We start from the raw sequence: 23713 nt of genomic DNA on the forward strand, positions 1-23713 counted from the left end.
CATCCTTATTAAACATTAGCCACTCAAGTTTACACATCAATAATTTCACACTCTAAACAACTATCAAAAAGGCAATCCAAATAACAAACCAATACCAAAACCTATTGGGCTAATAGGTAATGCAGCATCAGCCACAAGTTCAGCAAGCCCCTCGCTCGCCACATCACTAGCGACATCGCCAGCCGCTTGATTCACAACGGCACCTGTTAGCGTTTCAGTAACTGCAGCATCTAACGCCAGATTATCGATTCCAGAATCAATCACCAGAGTGCTATCAAAGCTCGCTGCGACTTCACTGGTAACAATAATCGGAATATCAGGGCTGTCAGCAAGCGTTTCGTTAATATAAGAGGCGCTATCTGTCGCTTTAAGCTGCACTTCAGCTGCGATATCACCATCACTCATTAAGGCAATGTCAGAAACAGGGTGGTTAGTGGCTTCAAACAGCATAGCGTCCATGCCTTGTGCATTCAGAGCATTAGCGACCTCTTGCTCGAACACTATCCCTTTAATGTTACTGATGTGCCCCGACATTGCATCGGGGTTAACATCAGAAAAGTAATCAAGGATCTCGTCATTACTTGCAAGTTCTAGCTCGTTATAGCCACGTCGAACTGCATCAAACACTGAACTTTGAGCAATCACTGCTGACGAGTTCCTGCAAGTAGGTCAACTATCTGCTTAAAACTTGTGTTTAACATTGTGCTGTCAAGCGCAGCTCTCTTAGGCGCATTTGTTCTGGCAATTCTTTGAGCATTTCCATGCTTTTCATGCGTTAATTCAACATTGACACCTAATTTCACTAATTTTGCTGCCGCCTCAAAATAACCTTTGCTTGCCGCAACCATTAGAGGTGACCAACCATCTTTATTTTGAAAATCAAAGCAAGCTCCGTGGCCATGCAGCAGCTCTAACGTTGATGCTTGGTTATAAAATGCTGCACAATAGGCAGCAGAGCGCCCCAATTCACTTTGCAGGTTCACATCCGCGCCTTTCTCGATAAGTAATGCAATCAGATCATCTTTACCATTATCAGCCAGCAACGATAATGCAGGTTTTGTATTTTTAGCTCTTGCATTCGGATTCGCACCGGCAGCAACGAGTGCTTTGATCATGTCATCATCACCTTTAGTAATGGCGATAATCAACAGCGTTTCTTTATCTTCGTTTTCAACATCTGGATTAACACCATCAGCTAGTAACTTCTTAGCGATGTTGATGTGCCCATTTTGATACGCTGACAGCATGGCGGCTTCTGAATACTTGGCACTGAACACTGCGCCTTGAGCAAGGAGCTTGTCTACAACCTCTAAGCGTTGTTTAAAGTAAGCGCCTGTAATCGCATTCCAGCCATCATTGTTACAAACATCAACAGCAGCGCCGTGCTTAAGCAAAAAACCAACCGCTTTGACTCGGCCTTTCATTGCCGCCCAAATCAAAGGTGTCCAGCCGTTGTCATTGCGAATATTAACTTCAGCGCCTTTTTTTACCATCAACTCTGCTAAGTCAAAATATTCATTATCTAAGCAAAGCAGCAATGCACTGCTCATTTGCTGTGGTCGATAGTTGGGGTTTGCGCCTTTGTTTAGCAGTGCTTTTGCAATATCTAAAAAACCAAGATCAATCGCCAAACGCAGAGGGTTGTGACCATGATGATTTAAATCAAAACCATCACAATCCATAATCACTTCCGCTACACCAGAAAACCCATTTTTCAATGCAAGTTCAAATGGTGTGACTTCTGGCTCGTCAAAAACGATATTCACTAGCTCAGATTGCTGAGTCACAATATCTTTGAGACCAGCCTTATCGCCGGACTCAATAGCAATCAATAATTGCTCAATCATTTAATTTAGCCTCAACATTAGTTAACTCGATTTCGCCCGAAAGCAATTTAGGAAGCAGTGTGTCACGTAGTTTTGCTAGCTCAATATTAGTTTTATGATTTTCTTCAATCATCGCCTTCATTGGTTTAACTAGTTCACTAAACTTTTGAGCCAAAGCTTTTGGTGGAACAACAAACTGAGGCATTTCCATACCAACAACGGGAAGCATATTTACCGTAGTTCCGTTAGTAAAACCTTGGACCTGCCTAACAAAACGTCCCTTACCGAATAAGCGTTCTATGAACTCTGGCGTCATATTTGAGTTCTTCTTAGGTCTTACTCTGTAAGTGTGATGGCTAAAGAAACCATGAGCTAAATGTTTAGGAACCATTACGCCATAACCAATTAGAAGGTGGTTATGCCCCTGCTCGGTATTTGCCACAAGAACATCACCTTCTTGAATTGCAAACTTTTCTTTGAACTCCTCGCTGTAGAACTTGAGGCCTGCATACTTGTAGCCACCACCTTCCAAAATAGAGTTAAGGTTGTGCATAGGGGCGCCTTCATCAAGAGAACCAACCAAACCTTTTCCTTTGTAGCTGAAGCCACGTAGAACATCGAGCTGACTCTTTGCTTCCTCAACTGACCAGCCTTCAGGGATCAAACCTAACTCAGACTCAACTAGCTTTTCTGGGAATAGCGAGGCAGTGGCGGCATCCATACCCTCTGGTTGCTCACCATTCATCTTGGCTTTGACTGGTTCGAAATCGACAAACCATGACTTGAAGATGGCTTGCGCCATTTGTTCTAGGGTTTGGTTGGTATTCGTGTTGAGATAAATCTTATCGTCGAGCTTCCCTAATATTTCTGCAATTCTATTTTGCTCGTCTAATGTAGGGATTGGGAACTGAAGCCGCTCTAAAGTTTGAAGATTGATGTTGTCCTGAACACTACCTGTTGCTTGAGCTTGAATACGTTTTCTCAGTAACCTGAATACGAACTCAATGAAATACACATTGCACTTTTTCTCGTCGGCAATAAAACCTATTACACTGTCGGGAAAGCACGCAGGGAACGTCAATATACCTGTCTCTGCAATGTTAGCAGCAATCGTAATACACATTGTTCCGGTTGGCCAAAGCCTACTTTGAGCCAGACCCGCTTCGCTATACGTTTGCGAAAATTGAGTTATACGTCCACCGGATGCTTTAACATCTCCCGTTTGAACAAAAGGATAAGGGCCATTGTAAAGATGTGCAGCATCTCGCGGTCTGTGCCTAGAACGTCCGCGATTCACTTCTCCTAAATCACTCAGTTTTACTAAAGTCCAACCATCAGGAACCTTTATATCAAAACTCATAACCTAACCCCGCTAGGTTGTTCTTGATCTCTGCTTCTAGGCTTGCTGACTCAGCAAACTGCTCGCTCAACTTTGCGGTTAGCGCAGCCATCTTCTCACCGAATGGAATGCCGTCGTCTAGCTCTTCCGTCGCGCCAACGTAACGTCCCGGTGTCAATACAAAATCGTGCTTGGTGATTTCTGCTAACGTTGCTGATTTACAGAAACCCGCTTGGTCTTCATAAGCGATGCCATTGACTTCTGCACCTGTTTTCCATGCGTGGTAAAGGTCAGCCACTTTCTGAATGTCATCGCGGGTGAAATCACGCAGAACACGGTCTTTCATGTAGCCAAGGTTACGCGCATCAATGAACAGCACTTCGTCCTGACGATCACGCAGCTTACGACCTGCTTTATCAGTACGAGCCGTTTTGTTCTTGGTTAGGAACCAGATACACGCTGGGATCTGGGTGTTGGTAAACAATTGCCCCGGCAATGCCACCATACATTCAATTAAATCGTTCTCGATTAACGCCTGACGAATAGTTCCTTCGTTATTGGTGCTTGAACTCATCGAGCCGTTAGCCAATAGCAGCGCCTGAGAGCCTTCGGGTGCTAGGTGGTGAAGCATATGCTGCATCCACGCGAAGTTAGCGTTACCTGATGGTGGCGTACCGTATTTAAAGCGAGGATCGTTTTCATCAACGCCTGTGTTCCACTCTTTCATGTTGAATGGAGGGTTGGCCATGATGAAGTCGGCACGCAAATCTGGATGCTGCACATTAGTGTAGGTACTCGCAGGCTCTTTACCGAAGTCGTAATCAAGACCACGGATCGCCATGTTCATCGCCGCTAGTTGCCACGTTGTATGGTTGTACTCTTGACCGTAGATTGAGATTTTCTGTTTCTGCGTTATTGCGTCGACTTTCTTCTCATTCGCATGACGCTCAATGAACTTCTCTGATTGAACGAAGAAACCGCCAGAACCCATTGCAGGGTCATACACACGACCTTCAAACGGTTCAATCATCTCAACGATCAGCGTTACGATGGATGCTGGCGTATAGAACTGACCACCTTTTTTACCTTCAGCCAGTGCGAACTGACCAAGCATGTATTCGTATACATGACCTAAGATGTCTTTACTGTTTAGGTCGGCATGAACAAACGGGATAGTCGCGATCAGGTTGATAAGCTCATTCAGCTTCGCTTGGTCAATCTTCAATGAAGAGTATGACTTGTTAAGCACACCTTTCAGTTTCGGGTTATCACGCTCGATGCCTTCAAGTGCATTATCAATTAAATGGCCAATAGAAGTGATTTTCTTAGTCACAGTTTTGTTATTTGGGCCATTAATCTCTAATTCAGCACCGCCAATAACCAGAGGTCCATTGTCTTGCAAGAACTGCCAACGAGATTCAGTTGGTAGCCAGAACACGTTTTTCTCGGTGTAGAAGTCACGTTGCTCAAGCTCGATAGCAATCTCTTCTGCTAGTTCTTCTTCCGAGAAGTCAGCAGGATCTAAGTAGTATTCGTGCTCTGGATTAGCAAGGTCTGCTTTAATCTCGTCCTGACGTAGCTTGAATGCATCAGAGACGTATTTAACGAAGATTAAGCCAAGTACTGCGTGCTTGTACTGTGCCGCATCTAACGTAGATCGCAGCTTGTCTGCTGCGTTCCAAAGCTTACTTTCAAGATCTTTTAGAAATTGCTGTTCTGTTTGATTCATAATGGTTTCTTAAATTAATTTTCTTATATAAAAGAATTGACAACAGCATACCACTTAATCTTTAAAAGTCTTTGATTTATGCCTTACTTAAAAGTGATTTTATGAAGTGAGGAGTAAATTATGGAAGCTTGGAATAAAGGAAAAAGAATTGGGCAAAAAAAGCATTTAAACTTGAGAATATTTGGCGTATTCGTATCAGATTGGAACTTGAAGAACGTCTGTTTGAACTGGCACTATTTAACCTGGCAATTGATTGTAAGTTGAGGTCTTGTGATTTACTCAAATTAAAAGTTCATGATATCAGTCGAAGCGGCTGCGTAATCTCGAGAACCATCGTCAAACAACAGAAGACCCAGCAGGAAGTACACTTCGAGATCATACCCAAGACTCAACAAACATTGTCGCAGTGGATCATTCAAAATTCATTGTCACCAACAGACTACCTGTTTCCAAGTCCACGCCGTGAAGGGCAACCCATCTCGTACCATTACTACACCACCATGGTTAATCGGTGGGTTACTGATATCGGACTAGATAAAACGCAATACGGCACACATTCACTGCGCAGAACCAAGGCTTCTTTGATCTATGCTAAAACGAAGAATCTTAGAGCTATTCAATTACTTCTAGGTCATGCTAAGTTAGAAAGTACGATTGAATACCTTGGTGTTGAGATTGAAGATGCGCTGAGGATTTCGGAGAGTTGTGAGACGTAAAATTTAGCATTAACCCTTATAAAAAAGCCCCACTACGTCAGCAGTGGGGCCACATAGGGTGGTCAAGACGACTGTGGGACATAGCACCAATCCAGAAGCGAGACCAATCTTTCGGTTTATCAGCCAGTTAACTAGAACTAACCAATCAAAATCTGTATTCTTGTTAGAACTATAGCAAAACTCACCATTAGGAGCAACTCTTGAAAGTTGATACTGGCATACTTAGTCAAAACCTGACCATTACCGAATCTTTCTTTCTTGGTGCGTGGTTCAACATGACTCATGAATTAAGTCTAGACAGTGAGAGAGCTAGTTTCCTTCATTCCATAAATGGATGTCAAGAGTTGTTGGTTCTTCTTGATTTTGGTGAAGCTTACGGCGGTGCAAACAAAAGGTATGTTGTAGCTAGCGAGCTAAATAACATATTTAATACAGACCCAATTGTCACAAAGCCTGCATTTAATAAGCTGACAAAAAAAATGCTCTCGCTTACTACCCCAAACGATCAAGGAGAAGGTGAAGCTCCGGTAAACAAAGCACCAGAGCTAGTGCGCTCCCATCTAGTGGAGTATGTGGATCAATTACAAAAGCATTATATCGAAACTGGCCTCGATTACCTCGAAAGCTTGGTTTTCCCTGAACACCCAAATGATAGCCATGAACACCTTGAAAAAATCCTAGTTGTTACAGAGTCAATTATCTCAGGATTAATTGCTTCAGGTTATAGTATCAATGAGTTACATAATTATTACCGACATCTACTAACTAAATTCGATGGTGAAGAGCAATTTAGCGATAGATACCAGCACCTAAAAACCGTCTTGCTGGAAGAAAGTAAAGAATACGAAATTGAATTGTCAGTCAGCAATAAAGAATTAGCTGAACGCTTAGCTCATGGTTCAACATGGACATTTGGTTCAATGAGCTTAAAGCGAAGCTCTAATAATGATAAAACCTTGAATGCGGTAATGAAGATAAGTGCAAGATCGCGAATCGCAGCAGGTATAAAAGCGCATGATAAACTTGGGGAAATTCTAGATGCATTAAGCTTTGCAATCCCAAATATTAACCTATCAATTGCAAAGAATTTCAAATCGATTGATACATCGACCCAGATAGAAAAACAAATTCGTCTTCACTCTCCAATACCTAATCATATTCACAAGATGGACAATAATGAACTACAAAGGTTTATCGGTTCACTCGATAACTCTTTGACGGACACAAAGTTAGCTGGAGCTTATCGTCAACTGAGGATCAACACATCTACTGAGAATATTGAGACTAGATTTGTTGGTAATTGGACTGCCTTAGAAGCCTTAACTCGTGATGTGCCGCTAAAGACCAATAAACCCGGCGATGATGAAAAAGTTACTCTGGCTGCCGTACCACCAATTGCTATTGATTATGTGATCAAAAGGTTGCGGACATATAAGGTGGCACTTACTCATATAAACAAGACTCTCTTTACGCTAGATAACGGGGAGCAATTTGACATTAGTAACTTAACTATTTTGGAAATGTTTTCAACCTTCCGCTGTTCAGAGAAATCGAACAAGATATTACAAGAACTCAACGACTTTCCTTTTTTTAAGTATCGCTTAAATTCATTCTCAAAGCTTTGTCAAGACTCCTTGAGCTTAGCCAAAAACATTGACAAGCATACTCAAAAGGTTTCGCTGCAAATTAAACGCCTATACCGTGCAAGAAACATACTGGTTCATGATGGGGCTCGCGTCAAAAACCTAGAGCTGCTATGTGCGTATGCAGAACACTATCTAAAATGTAATTTGAATGCAATTACGGCAGTAATTGCATCGAAACCGACGGTGACAAATAGTCAGGTTGCATTACTAAGATTGGCAGATGAACTTAAGGATGTGAAACTGCACTTGAACCCTGCTATCAAGGAGTTAAAGAAAAAGCAAAAGAATGGTAAAGACCCAGAAAAACAATATAAAGATCAGAACTACAACAAAACTGAAGAACTTGAAGCCTTAATAAGCTTATTTGTTCAATAAACTAACAAGTCCAACGCTTCAAAAATAAGTTATGCCTTAGAGGTTTATTTTAAGGCGTTTTTGTCCCTTTCATCCATACAGCATCAACATATCCATAAGACACTATGAAAAATAAGACTCAAACAAAAATTCAAAAACGATGGAGTGATGCGCTTGATAAGGGTTCCATTACAGCTACGAATGAGATCGTTGACTTTGGGTTTAGCTCTCAGGGCCAAGATTACTATGATGCAGCAATGGCCCTGCACAAAAGCAAAGTAAGTGGCACTCCTTATTATGTGCTGTTATCACTATCGATAGAGTGCTACCTAAAGAGTATACAAACCAAAACATACTGGAGCGGTGGTAGAGGTGTAGTTGTTATGCACGAAAAAGGGCATGATTTATTACAACTCTTTTCGAATTTGAGCAGTAAACACCCCCGTGACGCCCTCTATTTAATCGACTAGTACCTGATTCGCTATAAAAGAGATTTACGTGATGACCTAACGAGAAATGCGAATGTATTTACGCATCAGCGATACCCTTACCAAACAGATCATTCAATACCGCAACCTGATAGAGGGTTTCTGTATCCTAAACATACCAAAGAAGCAAAGCTAGACAACCACACATGCGTCGATATCACTGCTTTGGAAACCGTGGCGGCTTTTCTGAATGAAGAACTAACTTTTGCTACTAACAACTGAATATGTAGCTGGGTTGCTTTTGTCCCGAAGCGACCTTTCCAACATAAAAAACCATTTTTACTGCATGAGTCTTGTTACCGTCACATGAGCAGGATTTGGGTAAATTCCGGTTGTATTCGAACACGCATGTTAGAGCTGAAAATTATAATGGGCAAAAACGCGTTACAAAGTTTTGCAAGATTAGATATTAAATAAAACCTCTGCTATATCAAATAACGGGGCTCACCTACAATCAGATAGCCATTTTAGTAATCCACTTCAAGTTGTATCTTTCATTGTGAATGACTCTTAAGCAGGTAAGGCTTCTTTAATGCCAATGTTTATTGTTTTTTTTGTTTTTTTAGGTGTTTATTAAACAAATCAAGATAATTATGTATTAATTTAAAAAATATATTAATTCGTGTATGTATTCAGCCATATTTTCATACTTTTACAAAAACTATTCTGTATATGACACACAAATAACCTTTGTTATCGAGTTAGCTGATAAGAATTAACTAATATTCGATGTTTAATTGAGTTGCAACTTTTATTACTCATTGAGTTAATTAATAGGTAACTCTGTACTTTTTACTAAAATTATAATGAGGCCCCAATGGATAAACCTACAATTGTACTTGTTGATGACGAACCTATTTACGTTAGTCTGGTACTTGCGCTTTTAGATGATGACTACCAACTGGTAGCGGCGAACTCTGGTGTTGGTGCCATTGAAGTATTGTCTTCAATGGAACCTGATTTAATAATTGTTGATATCACTATGCCACACGTCAACGGCTATCAAGTGATTAAATACATAAAGGAAAATGAAAAAATAGAAAATGTACCTGTTCTCGTCATCAGTTCATTGACTCACGAGTGTGATCAACAATTAGCACTTACAATTGGTGCAGATGAATACCTCTGCAAACCTATATTACCTAATAAATTACTGGCAACCATTGAAAAGTATGTGTGTTGAATTTTCAGTATTGGGAACAAGGAAGGAACTTAACTTAATACTGATAAGAACAATTAACAGGTTGTGCTTCAAAGATAGATATCGACTTGCTTTATTTAAGCATCGGATTCTAATGAAGACTCTAGCGTTAACGTAGCTTGCCTCTTTAAACTAGTAGCAAACTAAAAGAGGCATTTTATGCAAAAGTTCTTTATGTTTCTTTGATACATAAAAAATCTAATGTAGTTAAACAAATAAACAGGTCACTATGTGAACTTAGTGTTTGTTTTTGCACGTTTGTTAGACGATATGTAGACTTGCTTGCAGAAATGAGTAACTGTCACCAACTTGATACTTAAATTTATTGAATCAATTATCGAAGGTCATCACTTTAATATATTCTATTATCTGCCGCAGGCTTTTATGTAGATACTTCTTAGACATGCTGTTAACACATTCATATGGGCTAATCGAAAACAAATAAATCTATGTTAAACGACCTGTTTGGTATCCACGTCTCTCACTCAGACCCTTTTTTACTGTGAAACATCGCCATGTTTTAGAACCTCAACTTATCTTCTATACTAAGGTTATTACCTCTTCGATTTGACTGTGTGCGTAACAATTTAATTAGTTAAAAGGGCAAAGTCCAACTATCAAATCAGCAAAAAGACTCAATTGGAAATAAGGACGTTGAAGAAAATAGCGTGATGCTCAAATCGATATGAGCATAGCTTTCGAATAAATCAAAAGTTAACAACAAACGAAATTAAATCTATTGTGGCTCAAACCCCATTGAAAATTACGCGCTTCTCACCATTTTTTTGGGGGGAAGGCTGAGTTTTTTTTAGGGGGTAAGGTGGGAGCTCGGATGTGGGCGAAGCACCACGACGTTCATATTTTCAAAATAGTAAACAAAATATGGGGCATTTATCAGTTTAGAACTTAATTGTCATTTTTAAACTAGCGAATTGAGTGATTATTGATTATTGATTATTGGTTATTGATTATTGATTATTATTGCTAGTTTTTTAACTGCGCATTACGACGCAATCTGTATTTATACGAGAGAAAAATTTTAAACTTTGTAGCATGTCGATTTTAAGTCAGTTATTGCCTTTATTGCAGTAAACATAGCTTGCCCCATCAGACTCGGTTTCATTTATTTGGGTATATATATCTATAACTCAATGCCCCAAATTTCTCAGTAATAGCTATTGTGTTACATAAAGAACTTATTTATCAAGTGTTTACTGCTGGTGGGGGGTGTTGTTATTTTTACTAATCTGCTCTAGCATTTTTTGTCAGTAAATAAGTGAATATAAACAAAGGGTATTCAATGACAACAAAAAGACTCATAGGTGTAATGGCAGCGGTTTCTGCAGTATATATAGCTATTCCTAGCTCAACAGCGTTTGCTCATGGTTGGGCTGAGTTTCCAGAAGCAAGGCAATCAATTTGTTATGAGCAAGGTGGACTATGGAGTGGGACTCCTCCGAATGCAGCTTGTGCACAAGCAAAAGAAATTTCTGGTACGTATCCATTTGTTCAGCGAAACGAATTTGCTATTAACATACCAGCTTATAACGACATGGATACTGTGAAAGCGGCGATCCCTGATGGCAGCTTATGTTACGCCAATGATGCTCAAAAACAGGGAATGGGCGCTGAGCATACAGCTTGGACACGTACTGAATTAGCACCTGGAGAATTTGAGTATGTGTTTAATGCAACTGCACCACACAACCCTTCATTTTGGCAATTTTATTTAACCAAACCTGGAGTAGATGTGTCTAAGCCACTTAACTGGGATGATTTAGTATTATTGAAAGAATACGGTAATGTTGCTGTTGGAAATGATAAAAAGTATAGAATGAATATTTCAATACCTGCAGACCGGTCAGGTGATGCGATTTTGTATACACGGTGGCAAAGAGAAGACCCAGTCGGTGAAGGTTTTTATAACTGTAGCGATATCACTATCACTGGTGACGGCCCAATTGAACCAGAGCCAACAGACCCATATTTAGTGCAAGGAGATCCGTTTATTCCGCAAGAGGTGAGCATTACTACGCCACAAATAGGCGAGTCCGTAAATTACAAAGTTTATAATAAAAATGGCGAAATTCACTCTAGCTTTTCATTGAACATCACAGAAGAAAATCAATCGGCTTGGGATCGCTTATTAGCTTCTGAAGTTAGTGGTTATTACCACGAGCATTACGATGGCAATGTGTTTATTGGCCGCTGGCATACTGAAATGAATCACTATATGTATTTTCAAAACCAGCTACATGATAATTTTTTTAACTCAAACAATGCTCAAGCCTATGGTGAGTTCAGTATTTCTGAGAAGAATGACTTTGTCGAAGCCGTCATTACACCAACGGTATTAAAGCCTATTACTGATGCAACAGTGTCACATGGTGAGTATGTCGTATTAACTCCAGCGAACAGCCAGGGTGATATTGAGCATGTGGCTTGGGTGCAAGTGAGTGGCACGCCAATCGAGACTGAAGTAGGTCAATATAATGAGTTGATTATTAATACTGCAATGCTCGATAATGACGCTCAAAGTTTCAGCTTTGAACTCACTGTCACTGGGCAAGGTGAGGAAGATAAATCAGTTTATAGCTTTGGTGTAAATCCATCAGATGTAGGCACTGAGCCGAAACCTGAACCAGAGGAACAATGGAGTGCATCGGCAGTGTATACCGGTGGTGAAATCGTTATACATAACAATAAAACTTGGACCGCTCAGTGGTGGACTCAAGATGAAGAACCTGGTACTACAGGTAAATGGGGTGTGTGGCGCTAAGTTTTTGGCTGTGCCTCGGCCTTAAATAAGTTGAGTGACTTTTTATGCCAGTTGGTATTCCCGACTGGCTTTTCAAGCACTTCAGTATAGGCTGGCATAATATAGCACTTATTCAAAAACCTGAGTTAAATAATGAATGTCTGTTCTCAATTAAGGTTTCCTCCAGGAGTATCACTCGAGCGTCATGGCCAACGCTATATTATTTTTCGACATAAAAGTGAGGAGGTTGGTGGTGTGGTACTGACGGAGACATCGTTAGGGGATACGCAGCTTCGTCCTTATCTCATTTCGGATAAAGAAAACGATAAAGTGACTGTAGCGTTTGTAGCACAGCAAATATCGGATGTTTTATTCATGCTAGAGACTTGCCAACCTATTTTCAACGAGCCCCCTAATTTTCCAAGTAATAACTAAGGGCCTGCATGATGATCTCAGGTGAATAATGTCGGTCAGGAAAGTTGATTGCCATATAGTGGGTATTCCCAATTTACATTAGAAGAATTTGTAAACTTGGTTTATTTGGTTGATATTTCGACAAAATCAAACAGTTTGCTATAACTCCCATAAAATAAAGGGCTTAGCCATTCAGTTAGTTAGGCCATTTATTGCTCGGCTTCGGGCTATATATTGCCCTATTTGTTTGTTGTGGCATTTTAACCTCATAAAAACAATTGGATACAAGTTGGTACGCTAAATGCTTTCTGTGTGCGATGAGGGGCACTTTTACTTACTACTAAAGATCGTATACCAATAACCTACCAATACACTGGCAATATTAGTTAATCTTATTTTTATGTTTAGCATTGGCTGAGAAACTCGCTGGGTTTAAGAATTAATTTGCTTATCAATAAATAACGATAAATTTTTTAAATGATGATAACGAAAATGAGAGAATTTTAAATGAAAAAAATAGTCGGTTCTTTAAGTATATTGCTTGTTGGTTGTACAGCAACAAATATGGGGCATGATAATCGTTTTAATGAAGAAAAAGTCCCCCTTCAAGGGGAGGATAAGGGGGGAGCCATTTTGCTTGGTATAGAAAAATCTTCCAAGGATCATACTTTGTTAATCGGTCAGTTTGAAGCTGAACCTTATAGTGATCGCACTAAGCCAATGTTGGTAACTTATACTGCAACTAATACACAAAGCGAGCCTGTTAAAATACGATTTAATACAAGCATGACAGCAGATTTATTGCTGATGGATCAACAAGGAAAAAAACTATGGTCTTCTTCTGAAGATATATTTTATAAGTTGGCACTTCGTGAAGTTACTTTAGCGCCTGGTGAAGCAATAGTCAGCAGTTTTAGCGTACCAGCTATTATCATGAGCAAAGTCAATGAGTCAGGTTATCACTTGGGATTGAAGTTTGTAGGCCAAGCCATTAATAGAAATGATGCAATGTTGTTAAATGCTAGCTCAATACCATTAGTTGTTAATTAATGGTATTGAGCAGTTGCAATGAGAAAAGTTGTTCAAATTGCAGGAAACTTCGTAGAGGGGATAGATTCACGAAATAGATTAGCGTCTTTTAAAAGGTTAGTCGTAAAGATAACGAAAAGAATTAAAATATCGAGGAACTTCGAATATTCATTTTGAGTAACCATTATATGACAATCAATTTAACGGGCTTCCATTGCAAACGTGGACGTATTACATCTTCCTTTTAGGGGGGTAACTATACAGTTGTATTCAACTATTAAATTTCTATCGTACCAATTCTAAGTAAACTATTCCCTAACCGTATTGTTGTTAAGAACTTTATATTTGGCGAGCTATATTGGAAAGTTTTGTAGTAGATTAATTTATTTAAAAACTCTCGATAGGTGGCTTGCTACGTAGGCTCAAGACAATTAATAATATAACTGTATATATCAATGGCTAGAAGTCATAATTATACTATCTATAGCTTTAAAAAGGCGATGTACTTTCGTTCATTCATTGCCTGATATGCGAAATGTTTTAGGTTTTATTCAGCTATTCAGCTATTCAGCTATTCAGCTATTCAGCTATTCAGCTATTCAGCTATTTAGCTATTTAGTTCAAGAGCTTATTTATTCACCTAAATGCTAAGTTATTTTTAGTAGTTCGATGGAGCCTTTACTCAGTGGTCACTTCTTCAAGGCTTCATTAACTGAATTTAAAAATACACTGTAACAAATTGCTTTTTCGTGATGAAATCAGGTAGCAAATCTCGTCCTAAAAATAGCTTGTTATATTGTTAAATTATAGTTGGCTATAAGTGTTGATTTGCTTTGTAAACTTAACGCCAGCTCTATTTGTAATTTTTTGTTTTTTACCTGTTTTTATTCATTTTTATAAGCATTTATATATTGTTTGGTTTTAAATTGTTTTTCAAATTAATTATATAATTCATTTAAAATGTTTTTTTGGAGAACAAAAAATGGGGAAAAATGCCACAGTTGCACCTAGAGAACGGATTAACATAAAGTACGTTCCCTCTACTGGTGAACAACAAGCAGAAATGGAGTTGCCTCTTAAAATGTTGATTGTGGGTGACTTCAAAGGTCATGCAGAAGATACACTGCTTGAAGAAAGAAAATCTGTATCTATAAATAAAACAAACTTTGAATCAATAATGAAAGAAAGTGGCCTATCTGTTACTACAACGGTTAAGAATAAATTAACTGACAATGAATCTGATGATTTAAATATAGAATTAAATTTCAGTTCCATGAAAGATTTCTCTCCAGATGTCATAGCTACACAAGTCCCAGAAATAAATAAACTTATTGAACTAAGAGAAGCTCTTGTCGCTTTAAAAGGTCCATTAGGTAATATCCCATCATTTAGAACTAAGCTGCAGGAATTAATTGAGACCGAAGGTTCTCGCGAACAACTTCTAGCAGAGCTTCAAACTTTAGATAACTAGTGAGAAAGTACAGGCCTCATTAAATATGGAAGAATGACGTGGGCAGTTTAGCTACTAATACTGAAGGTTCATTTAAGGAATAAAATTTCATGGAATCAATGGAAACAGCACAGGAAAATAGTCAAGTATTCGATGGTAATCTTCTAGATGAGATTTTGGCTCAAACCAAGATAACACCTATCGATGAAGGCTATGATGTTGCTAAAAAAGGGGTAGCAGCCTTTATCAGCAATATTATTAAAACTGATTCTAACAGTGAGCCAATCAATAAAGCGCTTGTTGATAGAATGTTGGTCGAGTTAGATAAAACGATTAGTCGTCAGATGGATCAAATTCTACATAATGAATCGTTTCAACAAATGGAGTCATCGTGGAGAAACCTAAAACTGTTAGTAGATAAAACTGACTTTAGGGAAAATATAAAGATTGAAATTCTTCATGTCACAAAAAGTGAGTTACTTGATGATTTTGAATTTGCTCCGGAAACGGTCCAATCAGGTCTTTATAAGCACGTGTACTCTTCGGGCTATGGTCAGTTTGGTGGAGAACCAATAGGGGCTATTGTGGGGAATTATACGTTCACGCCATCTTCACAAGATATGAAGCTATTGCAGTATGTCTCAGCTGTTGGCGCGATGGCTCATGCACCTTTCTTATCGTCTGTTGGTCCTGAGTTTTTCGGTATTGATTCGTTCGAAGAATTACCGAATTTAAAAGATCTAAAATCAACATTCGAAAGCCCTAAATACACTAAGTGGCGCTCATTAAGAGAGTCTGAAGATGCAAGGTACTTAGGACTCACAGCGCCTAGATTCCTATTGCGTGTTCCCTATGATCCTATTGATAACCCAATTGGCTCATTTAATTATCGTGAAAGTGTTCATGCAAGCCACGAAGATTACCTTTGGGGTAACACCGCATTTGCTTTAGCTACCAGATTGACAGAAAGCTTTGCCAAGTATCGTTGGTGTCCAAATATTATTGGCCCACAAAGCGGTGGCGCTGTTGATGACCTTCCTGTTCATGTTTTTGAATCAATGGGGGCATTGCAGTCAAAAATTCCGACAGAAGTCCTCATTACAGATCGTAAAGAGTTTGAACTTGCTGATGAAGGTTTTATTAGCCTTACTATGCGTAAGGGGAGCGACAATGCAGCGTTCTTCTCTGCTAATTCAATCCAGAAACCAAAAGTATTTCCGAATACCAAAGAGGGCAAGGAGGCTGAGACTAACTACAAGTTAGGGACTCAGATCCCTTACATGATGATTATCAATCGTCTAGCTCACTATATTAAAGTATTACAGCGTGAGCAGATTGGTTCATGGAAAGAGCGTCAAGATCTTGAGAGAGAGCTCAATAGTTGGATTAAACAGTTTGTTGCTGATCAGGAAAACCCGCCTGCAGATGTAAGAAGTCGTAGACCTCTACGCGCTGCTAAGATTCAAGTGATGGATGTGCAGGGCGATCCGGGGTGGTACCAAGTCTCAATGGCGGTTCGACCGCATTTCAAATACATGGGAGCTAATTTCGAACTCTCTTTGGTTGGACGTCTAGACCAGGAGTAAGTCCACTTGTTTAATCATGACGACAATTTTGGAGTGAGTTTTTTTCAACGCTTAGGTGATGAAAATGACCATGCTTTGAATAGATATGAATCCATCGAATATGTCATCGCTTCGATTAAACGCAATATCTCCGGCCTGCTAAATACGCGAGTCGGAGAGTCCCAAAGTTGTCCTGAGCTTGGATTGTTTGATTTTAATGACGCCAATTCAGGAAGCTTTGATTTAGGCGTTAGGATCAAAGCGGGCATAAAGACATGCATTGAGCGTTTCGAACCACGACTTACTCATTTAGATATTCGTGTTTTGCATGATACTAGTTGTCCATTTAGTCTGAGATTTCATATCCACGGAAAAATTAATGTTAGAACAGTTCAGGAAAGGATCGAAATAGATCTCTTTTTAGATAGTAACCGAACATATAGGGTAGGTTAGCAGTGTCTCAAGACAAATATTTCAGGGATGAATTGTCTTTCCTCAGAGAGCAGGGGAAGCAGTTCTCAGATCTTCACCCACAATTGGCTCGCTATCTACATGGTAACAATACCGATCCTGATGTGGAACGTTTGTTAGAGGGTTTTGCTTTTCTAACGGGTAGACTACGTGAAAAAATAGATGATGAGTTTCCGGAGTTAACTCACTCTATGATCAATATGTTGTGGCCTAACTACCTTAGGCCTGTACCTAGTACCAGTATTGTGTGCTTTTCGCCTATTGAGCGTGGTATAAGCCATAAGCAGACAATTAAAAAAGGCTGCTTGTTAGATACAAATCCCGTTGATGGCGAAGTGTGTCATTTCACAACCTGTAGAGAGGTCAATGTCTACCCCTTAGTGGTGGATAATATTGACTCACTTCACTCTAGAGAAGCCTCTATTGTGGATATTTACCTGGATAACTTAAGCGATCTTACACTCAATGATATTGGGCTAGATGATTTAAGGTTTTACCTAGGAGGGCAAGATTACAGTGCACAGATGCTTTACCTCTGGCTGAATCATTATCTTGAAGGGATTGAGATCCATGTCGGTGAGCGTTATTACTTGCTGCCTAAATCTAGTTTTAAATGTGTGGGGTTTGCCAGTGGTGATGGCATCTTACCTTACCCCCAAAATGTCTATGAAGGGTATCGTATTTTACAAGAGTATCTCTCATTTTCAGAGGCATTTATGTTTTTTGATGTCTGTAATATTTTCAAATGTCTACCCAGTGATTTAACTGGTAACTTTTCTATTAAGTTAACGTTTTCTCGCACATTACCAGCAGATGTATTAATTAAGGATGAGTCATTTCAGCTCTACTGTGTTCCTGTACTCAACCTTTTTACGCATGATGCAGATCCGATCGATTTAACAGGAAAAAAAATAGAGTATCCCATTGCGCCATCGAGTCGAAAACCATCACATTTTGAGATATTTAGTGTTGATAAAGTGCAAGGTTGGGTAAATTCAGATTCTGGACGTTTTCGTGGAGATGAACGTATCTATACCCCTTTTGAAAGCTTTCAACATGAGATTGAGCGGACTCGTGAGCGTGTGGCACTTTATTACCGTCTAAGAGTAAAAGAGAGTATTCGTGAAGATGGGTTCGATCACTTTATCTCTTTTGTCAGAGGCGATGAGACTCAAAGCTTTGATTCCAGTGAAGCGGTATCGGTTAGTTTGACGTGCACTAATCGTCAGTTACCTGCCAAATTAGGCAAAGGTGATATCTGCGTAGCTACTGATAGCTCACCAAATTTTGCCACCTTTAAGAATATTATAGAGCCAAATACATCCCTGCGACCTGTTATCGATGGCAGCATGCTATGGACCTTAATCTCTAACTTGTCATTGAATTACCTTTCATTGCTATCAAAAGATGCATTGTGCTCGATTATTCGAGCCTATGATTTTAAATCTTTGATTGACCGACAAGCTGAGCGGATCACGCAAAAACGGCTTGATGGGATAATGAGTATTGAGTCAAAACCGACGGAGCGAATATTGCGAGGCATGCCGGTGCGCGGCTTGATGTCAGAAATCGTGCTCGATCAAAAGTTTTTTGGTTCTGAAGGTGATCTATATCTATTTGCCAGTGTACTTAGCCGATTTTTTGCACTCTACGCTAGCATCAATTCATTTCACCAGTTAGTTGTCATTAACGCAACTAATCAGGAAAGGTACACATGGGATATTCAAATAGGTCAGCAGCCATTGATTTAATCGATGTTAGTGACGAGCTCATTATCCCTGAAGATAGTAGCTCCTATAATTTTTTTCAAATAGTTGAGCTAATACATAAATTAGATAGAAATAATCCAGAGGAACAGGAGTGGGAAAGCCAAGGGAGTATGTTTTTCTCTGCTAACCCCAGTTTAGGTTTCCCCACAAGTGATGTTACTAGAATTGAACGCCATCCAAAGGAGAGGGTGCAGATTGAAACGACTTTTCTTGGCTTAAATGGGGCGCAATCGCCACTGCCCAGCTACATGCTGGAGGAGTTACTTCATGACGATAGCAATATAAAACGAGATTTTTTAGATTTTTTTAATAATCGATTAATCGCCTTGCTTTACAGAAGTTGGCGTAAATATCGTTATTACATACGTTTTCAAGAAAACGCTGTTGATAACTTTTCATCACAAGTGTTTGCTCTTGTGGGACTGGCAAATGAAGACATACGCGGAGAAACACCAATTAACTGGTGCAAGATGTTGGCTTATGCGGGCATGTTGGCAGGAAGAAGTCGTTCGCCACAGACGGTAGCTGGAATTATCGCACACTGTTTCGAACTTGAAAATGTGTCAATTAGAGAATGGGAGTTTAGGTATGTTGAGATCCCAGAGCAACAGCGGTGCCAATTAGGCCTATTTAATTCTCAGCTGGGAATCGATACGGTTTTAGGTGAAAAGGTCGGTGATATCACAGGGAAATTTGTGCTCTGTATTAAAGAACTATCGCTACACAGATTTCAAGATTTTCTTCCTTCAGGAAAGGAGTTTATGCCTCTGTGTAAAGTGATGGAAGTGATACTTCGAGAGCAGATGGCGTTTGATTTTGAATTGACGCTAAAAACGAATGAGGTTCCCTTGCTTAGGCTGGGGGAAGAAAAAGCTGGTCAGTTAGGTTGGTCTTCTTTTTTGGGACAAGCTGAGATTGAAAAACAGCATGTGTTAATACAAATTAGGCAGTAAAGAGGTGACGCTTGGATAAAACAATATCCCTTAATATCGTAAATTCTCAGATGTTGGAATCAGGGCTAGTGCCTTTTGTCAATTTCACTCAGGAAGGTGGGGTTTTAGGTTGTGATATTAATGCCGATTGGTGTTTAAAGGGTAGAAGCGGAGAGATAAAACCTCAACATTGCCGGATCATGTGGGTTGACGATCAGTTTTGTCTTGAAGATCTCTGTGGTGAGGTATTCGTTAATAACTCTTCTTTACCTATTGGTCTGGGTCGGCTTGCCAGTTTAAATGAAAATGATGAGATAAAAATTGGGCTCTATAAGGTCAGGATTTCATTGGGGTTAAGCTCCGTTCCTTCCGCAAGCATGACCAAGGGCTTTCCTGAGATTTTCAGTGAAATCGTTCTGCCTGGCCTAATGAAAGAGCCGGTTTCACAGGTGATAGAACGTAGTGGTGATACTTCTATTGACGATCCTATGTTGGCGCTTGATGCATTGCAGAATCGTAGCGGAGAAAACTTATTGAGTTTTGACTCTACGAAAGAGAAGAAACTTGATGATATTAATCTAATCGATACAGACATTTCGATGAGTGACAGAGAGTTAACCATGCAAGCAGATTCTGAATATACACAAGATTCTGCGATTGCATTGAAGAAAAATACAGAATTGGATGGGTTTACGATGGACGAAAAGACTTTAGATTTATTGGAATCTGAATTACACACAGGACTTGATAAAAACAATGAGCAGCTAGGGGAACATATTACCACTGGCCCGTTATTTAGAGGGTTGGGTGTACACATTGCAACATCACAAAATAGTGAATATATGCAAGACTTGTCGGTCGATTTTGGCGCTGCGCTTAAAGCTGCCATTACTGGGATACTTTCTTTACACCACACTGCAAATCATAGTCGCTATGAGTTAATGAATAAGAATTTGCAACCTATTGAAGATAACCCTCTCAGGTTAGGTCTAGGTTATGAGGACACGGTTAAAACTCTGTTTGCTCATGACAGAAGTCCAGTTCATCTCTCATCAGCCGCTGCCATTTCAGAAAGCCTTAAGTCTATTGAGCATCATAATGAGGCCGTGCAATCTGCTATCACAGAAGCGCTGGATTACATTCTAGGCGCATTTTCTCCCGCTAAATTATTAAAACGTTTCACGCAATACCGTAAATCCAGTGTTCTTAACCTAGAAACGGAAGATAAGTGGGCTTGGTCCATGTACGAGCAATACTACGAAGAGTTGACATCGAATCGCCAGAAAGGATTTGAAAAACTTTTTTGGGAGGTGTTTGAGCAAGCCTACGATCGTAAATTACGTGAAATTCAAAAGGATTTATGATGAAAACCTTGCGTCTTGTATTTCTCATTCTCTTGATGGGACTGCTGACAGCATGCGGTTCTCTCTGGGAGGGAACGAAAAAGGTTGGTGCGGTGATCTGGGATCCCTCAATTCCTGTTGGAGAACCTAAAGAACTACCGACACAACTCACATACAGCATAGTGGCTCTACAGAGCGTTAATCAAAATCCTAATGGAGATTCAACACCTATCGAGTTTCAACTTTTTGAATTAGAAGATGACTCTAAGCTGCTCGCTGCGGATTATGACTCGCTAACGGCTGACTTTGAAGATGCACTGGGGTCAAACTATATCGATCACAGTGATTTCACTATGTTACCGGGACAGTTCAAGTTTATTGAGCCGTTTGCGGTCAATGAGGACACTCGCTATATAGGGATCATGGCGCATTTTGGTGAACCAGAAGTTTCACAATGGAAAAAGGTAATAAAGATCAAATCGATTGGTAGGGAGTACCACGTTTTGATTTTATTTAAAGAACAGGAAGTTATGCTGGATAAAGTGGAATAAATATGTCGTCAAGAAATAGAGTAATTTGGGCTGAAGGTTTATTTATCAAACCACAACATTTTCAGCAGCAACAACGTTATTTTGAGTATGTTACCGATGAACGAATGGCCTCGGTTAATAGTTACCTATACGGTATTTCACTGCTGGAGCTAAACCCTGAGTATCTTGGATTTGGTCGAATTGCTATACAACGAGCTAAAGGTGTGATGCCAGATGGAACGGTATTTAATATTCCCCAAGAGGACGTTTTACCTGCAGCTTTGGAGGTGGTCGATGGTTCATTGGCTAACCAGATCGTGTATCTAGCACTGTCACTGCGTAGCGACTCGATAACTGAAGTTACTGAGAATACTTCATCGAGTAATACACGCTTTGTAATACATCGTCATGAAGTCCGTGATATCCATAGTGAGCAAGGGGATTTTTCTACGATAGATGTAAGCCCTGTGCAGATGAAGTTGATGTTTGAAAAAGAGGATCGCAGTGCCTACTCCTCGGTGGCGATAGCTAAAATATTGGAAAAACGTCCAGATGGAAGTGTGGTACTGGATCCTAACTTTATTCCTTGTCATTACAATGTACTAGGTGTGCCGTTTCTACATCGGTTTATTGGTGAGATGGCAGGAATGATGCGAGAGAGAGCAAAAAATATTTCGGTTAGAATTGGCTCGCCAAGTCAAGGTGGCGTCGCTGATGTATCAGATTTTATGCTGTTACAAGCTCTAAATCGGGTGCAGCCAGTACTGCAGCACCTTTCACAACTGAAGAGCCTGCATCCAGAGACGCTATATCAGACATTGGTGAGTATTTGTGGAGAGCTGTTCTCATTTACTGATGACAGTCGAATGGCGCCAATATTTAAACCTTACGATCATGATATGCCGATCACCTCATTTGGCCAACTGATGAATATGTTGCGTCAATCATTAAGTATCGTACTTGAACCCAAAGCGGTGTCCTTGCAGCTTCAGAAACGTAAGTACGGATTGATGGTTGCGCCAGTACAAGATCCTGACTTAATCAAAGAGGCTGATTTCATATTAGCTGTTCGCGCTAAGTTGCCTTTAGAGGAACTTAAAAAACTCTTTTTACAGCAAACTAAGATTGCTTCCGTTGAGAAGATCCGTGAGTTGATTTCATTACAACTTCCTGGTGTCGGCTTAACTCCACTACCTGTGGCACCAAGACAGTTGCCATATCATGTAGGTTATACCTATTTCCAGCTTGATAAGACAAGCCCATCTTGGGGGATGTTGCAACACTCGACTGGATTTGCCTTCCATGTTGCTGGTGAGTTTCCTGAACTGGAATTGCAGTTTTGGGCGATAAGGAGCTAGAAATGAAACCACAAAAACAACATTTGACAGAGCAACAACTCGATGATGTTTTGTTCGATGAAGTGAGAAATATAGATGCCGACAAAGAATATTGGTTTCAGTTACGTGGCGACAATATTAATCAACTTATTGATGCTGCATCTCCACTTATGGGCATGGTCTTTAGAGTGCGAAAGTTAGCAGTGTTAGATGATGTTCAAAAACTTTATCACAATACGGTTGATGACATTATGGCTATTGAAGCTGAGCTGATTGAGTCAGGCTTTGATCGGGCGATTACCTTAGCGTACCGATACGTGCTTTGTTCATTTATCGACGAAGCAGTGATGAATACCCCTTGGGGAGTCGACAGTGTCTGGGCTGAGCACTCATTGTTGACCCGTTTTCATAATGAAACCTGGGGGGGGGAGAAAGTGTTTAGTATTCTCCAGCGCCTCGAGGCAGAGCCTGCAAGCTACCGGGAGCTGCTTGAGTTTATTTATCTTTGTCTCTGCTTAGGATTTGAAGGGCGTTACAGAGTGGTGGTTAATGGTCGAGAAGAATTCGACAAAATCGTTAACGGACTCTATGAAACTTTGAGGCACCTTAGGGATGAAGAGCCTGAGTTGCTATCCAATGCAACTGAACATGTGGTCAATACCAAATTTCAAATTGGAAGACAGATGCCTATCTGGACCATATTTGCTGGTTTTTTTGCGATGCTAACGGTGATCTTTACCTTCTATTCTATATCGCTAGCCAATAAATCAGCGGGTGTGTTGGACCAATTGTTTCAGATCTTGAATTAAGGACGTT

General features: G+C 40.0%; 19 protein-coding genes and 1 pseudogene. 16 read left to right on the forward strand and 4 right to left on the reverse strand.

Features of this window, described 5'->3' with window-relative positions:
• Positions 1–63: 63 nt before the first annotated feature.
• Genes J8L86_RS20085 through J8L86_RS20100 form a run of 4 tightly spaced genes read right to left on the reverse strand, consistent with a single transcriptional unit; the run spans position 64 to position 4894 of the window.
• Positions 64–645: a hypothetical protein gene (locus tag J8L86_RS20085; protein WP_247663575.1), complete on the reverse strand. Its 582-nt coding sequence runs from the start codon at positions 643–645 to the stop codon at positions 64–66.
• Entirely contained in the window at positions 642–1847 is a 1206-nt protein-coding gene (locus tag J8L86_RS20090; RefSeq protein ID WP_211031375.1) for an ankyrin repeat domain-containing protein, read from the reverse strand. Before J8L86_RS20090 ends, J8L86_RS20085 begins: the two co-directional genes overlap by 4 nt.
• Positions 1840–3186 carry a restriction endonuclease subunit S gene (locus J8L86_RS20095; protein WP_211031376.1) on the reverse strand — a complete coding sequence of 449 codons (1347 nt, stop codon included), beginning with the start codon at positions 3184–3186 and terminating at the stop codon, positions 1840–1842. Before J8L86_RS20095 ends, J8L86_RS20090 begins: the two co-directional genes overlap by 8 nt.
• Positions 3176–4894, reverse strand: coding sequence for a class I SAM-dependent DNA methyltransferase (locus J8L86_RS20100; RefSeq protein ID WP_211031377.1), 1719 nt, complete (start codon positions 4892–4894; stop codon positions 3176–3178). Before J8L86_RS20100 ends, J8L86_RS20095 begins: the two co-directional genes overlap by 11 nt.
• A gap of 120 nt (positions 4895–5014) precedes the next feature.
• Between J8L86_RS20100 and J8L86_RS20105 the strand changes: the two are divergent.
• The 16 genes and pseudogenes from J8L86_RS20105 to icmH all read left to right on the forward strand — a co-directional run bounded on the left by J8L86_RS20105 (position 5015) and on the right by icmH (position 23706).
• Positions 5015–5610, forward strand: a pseudogene (locus J8L86_RS20105) (tyrosine-type recombinase/integrase).
• A gap of 200 nt (positions 5611–5810) precedes the next feature.
• Positions 5811–7631 carry a hypothetical protein gene (locus J8L86_RS20110; protein WP_211031378.1) on the forward strand — a complete coding sequence of 607 codons (1821 nt, stop codon included), beginning with the start codon at positions 5811–5813 and terminating at the stop codon, positions 7629–7631.
• A 104-nt stretch (positions 7632–7735) separates the two neighbouring features.
• Positions 7736–8080, forward strand: coding sequence for a hypothetical protein (locus J8L86_RS20115; protein ID WP_211031379.1), 345 nt, complete (start codon positions 7736–7738; stop codon positions 8078–8080).
• Between the two features lie 835 nt (positions 8081–8915).
• Positions 8916–9281: a response regulator gene (locus J8L86_RS20120; protein ID WP_211031380.1), complete on the forward strand. Its 366-nt coding sequence runs from the start codon at positions 8916–8918 to the stop codon at positions 9279–9281.
• A 1318-nt stretch (positions 9282–10599) separates the two neighbouring features.
• On the forward strand, positions 10600–12078 hold the full coding sequence (locus J8L86_RS20125; protein WP_211031381.1) for a lytic polysaccharide monooxygenase: 1479 nt from the start codon (positions 10600–10602) through the stop codon (positions 12076–12078).
• 132 nt (positions 12079–12210) lie between these two features.
• Positions 12211–12492, forward strand: a complete 282-nt coding sequence (locus J8L86_RS20130) for a hypothetical protein (RefSeq protein WP_211031382.1) — start codon at positions 12211–12213, stop codon at positions 12490–12492.
• Positions 12493–12978: 486 nt separating this feature from the next.
• Positions 12979–13521, forward strand: coding sequence for a BsuPI-related putative proteinase inhibitor (locus J8L86_RS20135; protein ID WP_211031383.1), 543 nt, complete (start codon positions 12979–12981; stop codon positions 13519–13521).
• Between the two features lie 961 nt (positions 13522–14482).
• On the forward strand, positions 14483–14971 hold the full coding sequence (gene tssB, locus J8L86_RS20140; RefSeq protein ID WP_211031384.1) for a type VI secretion system contractile sheath small subunit: 489 nt from the start codon (positions 14483–14485) through the stop codon (positions 14969–14971).
• A gap of 89 nt (positions 14972–15060) precedes the next feature.
• Positions 15061–16536, forward strand: coding sequence for a type VI secretion system contractile sheath large subunit (tssC, locus tag J8L86_RS20145; RefSeq protein ID WP_211031385.1), 1476 nt, complete (start codon positions 15061–15063; stop codon positions 16534–16536).
• 6 nt (positions 16537–16542) lie between these two features.
• Positions 16543–16968: a type VI secretion system baseplate subunit TssE gene (gene tssE, locus J8L86_RS20150; RefSeq protein ID WP_211031386.1), complete on the forward strand. Its 426-nt coding sequence runs from the start codon at positions 16543–16545 to the stop codon at positions 16966–16968.
• A 2-nt stretch (positions 16969–16970) separates the two neighbouring features.
• Positions 16971–18737 carry a type VI secretion system baseplate subunit TssF gene (tssF, locus tag J8L86_RS20155; protein WP_211031387.1) on the forward strand — a complete coding sequence of 589 codons (1767 nt, stop codon included), beginning with the start codon at positions 16971–16973 and terminating at the stop codon, positions 18735–18737.
• On the forward strand, positions 18701–19708 hold the full coding sequence (tssG, locus tag J8L86_RS20160; RefSeq protein ID WP_211031388.1) for a type VI secretion system baseplate subunit TssG: 1008 nt from the start codon (positions 18701–18703) through the stop codon (positions 19706–19708). The genes tssF and tssG overlap by 37 nt, the downstream gene beginning before the upstream one ends.
• Positions 19709–19719: 11 nt before the next feature.
• On the forward strand, positions 19720–21051 hold the full coding sequence (gene tagH / locus J8L86_RS20165) for a type VI secretion system-associated FHA domain protein TagH (protein ID WP_211031389.1): 1332 nt from the start codon (positions 19720–19722) through the stop codon (positions 21049–21051).
• Positions 21051–21581 carry a type VI secretion system lipoprotein TssJ gene (gene tssJ / locus J8L86_RS20170; RefSeq protein WP_211031390.1) on the forward strand — a complete coding sequence of 177 codons (531 nt, stop codon included), beginning with the start codon at positions 21051–21053 and terminating at the stop codon, positions 21579–21581. The genes tagH and tssJ overlap by 1 nt, the downstream gene beginning before the upstream one ends.
• Positions 21582–21583: 2 nt before the next feature.
• On the forward strand, positions 21584–22918 hold the full coding sequence (gene tssK / locus J8L86_RS20175; RefSeq protein ID WP_211031391.1) for a type VI secretion system baseplate subunit TssK: 1335 nt from the start codon (positions 21584–21586) through the stop codon (positions 22916–22918).
• 2 nt (positions 22919–22920) lie between these two features.
• Entirely contained in the window at positions 22921–23706 is a 786-nt protein-coding gene (icmH, locus tag J8L86_RS20180) for a type IVB secretion system protein IcmH/DotU (RefSeq protein ID WP_211031392.1), read from the forward strand.
• The last annotated feature ends 7 nt before the right edge of the window (positions 23707–23713 follow it).

The organism is Shewanella sp. MMG014 (assembly GCF_018100775.1).
GTDB lineage: Bacteria > Pseudomonadota > Gammaproteobacteria > Enterobacterales > Shewanellaceae > Shewanella > Shewanella japonica.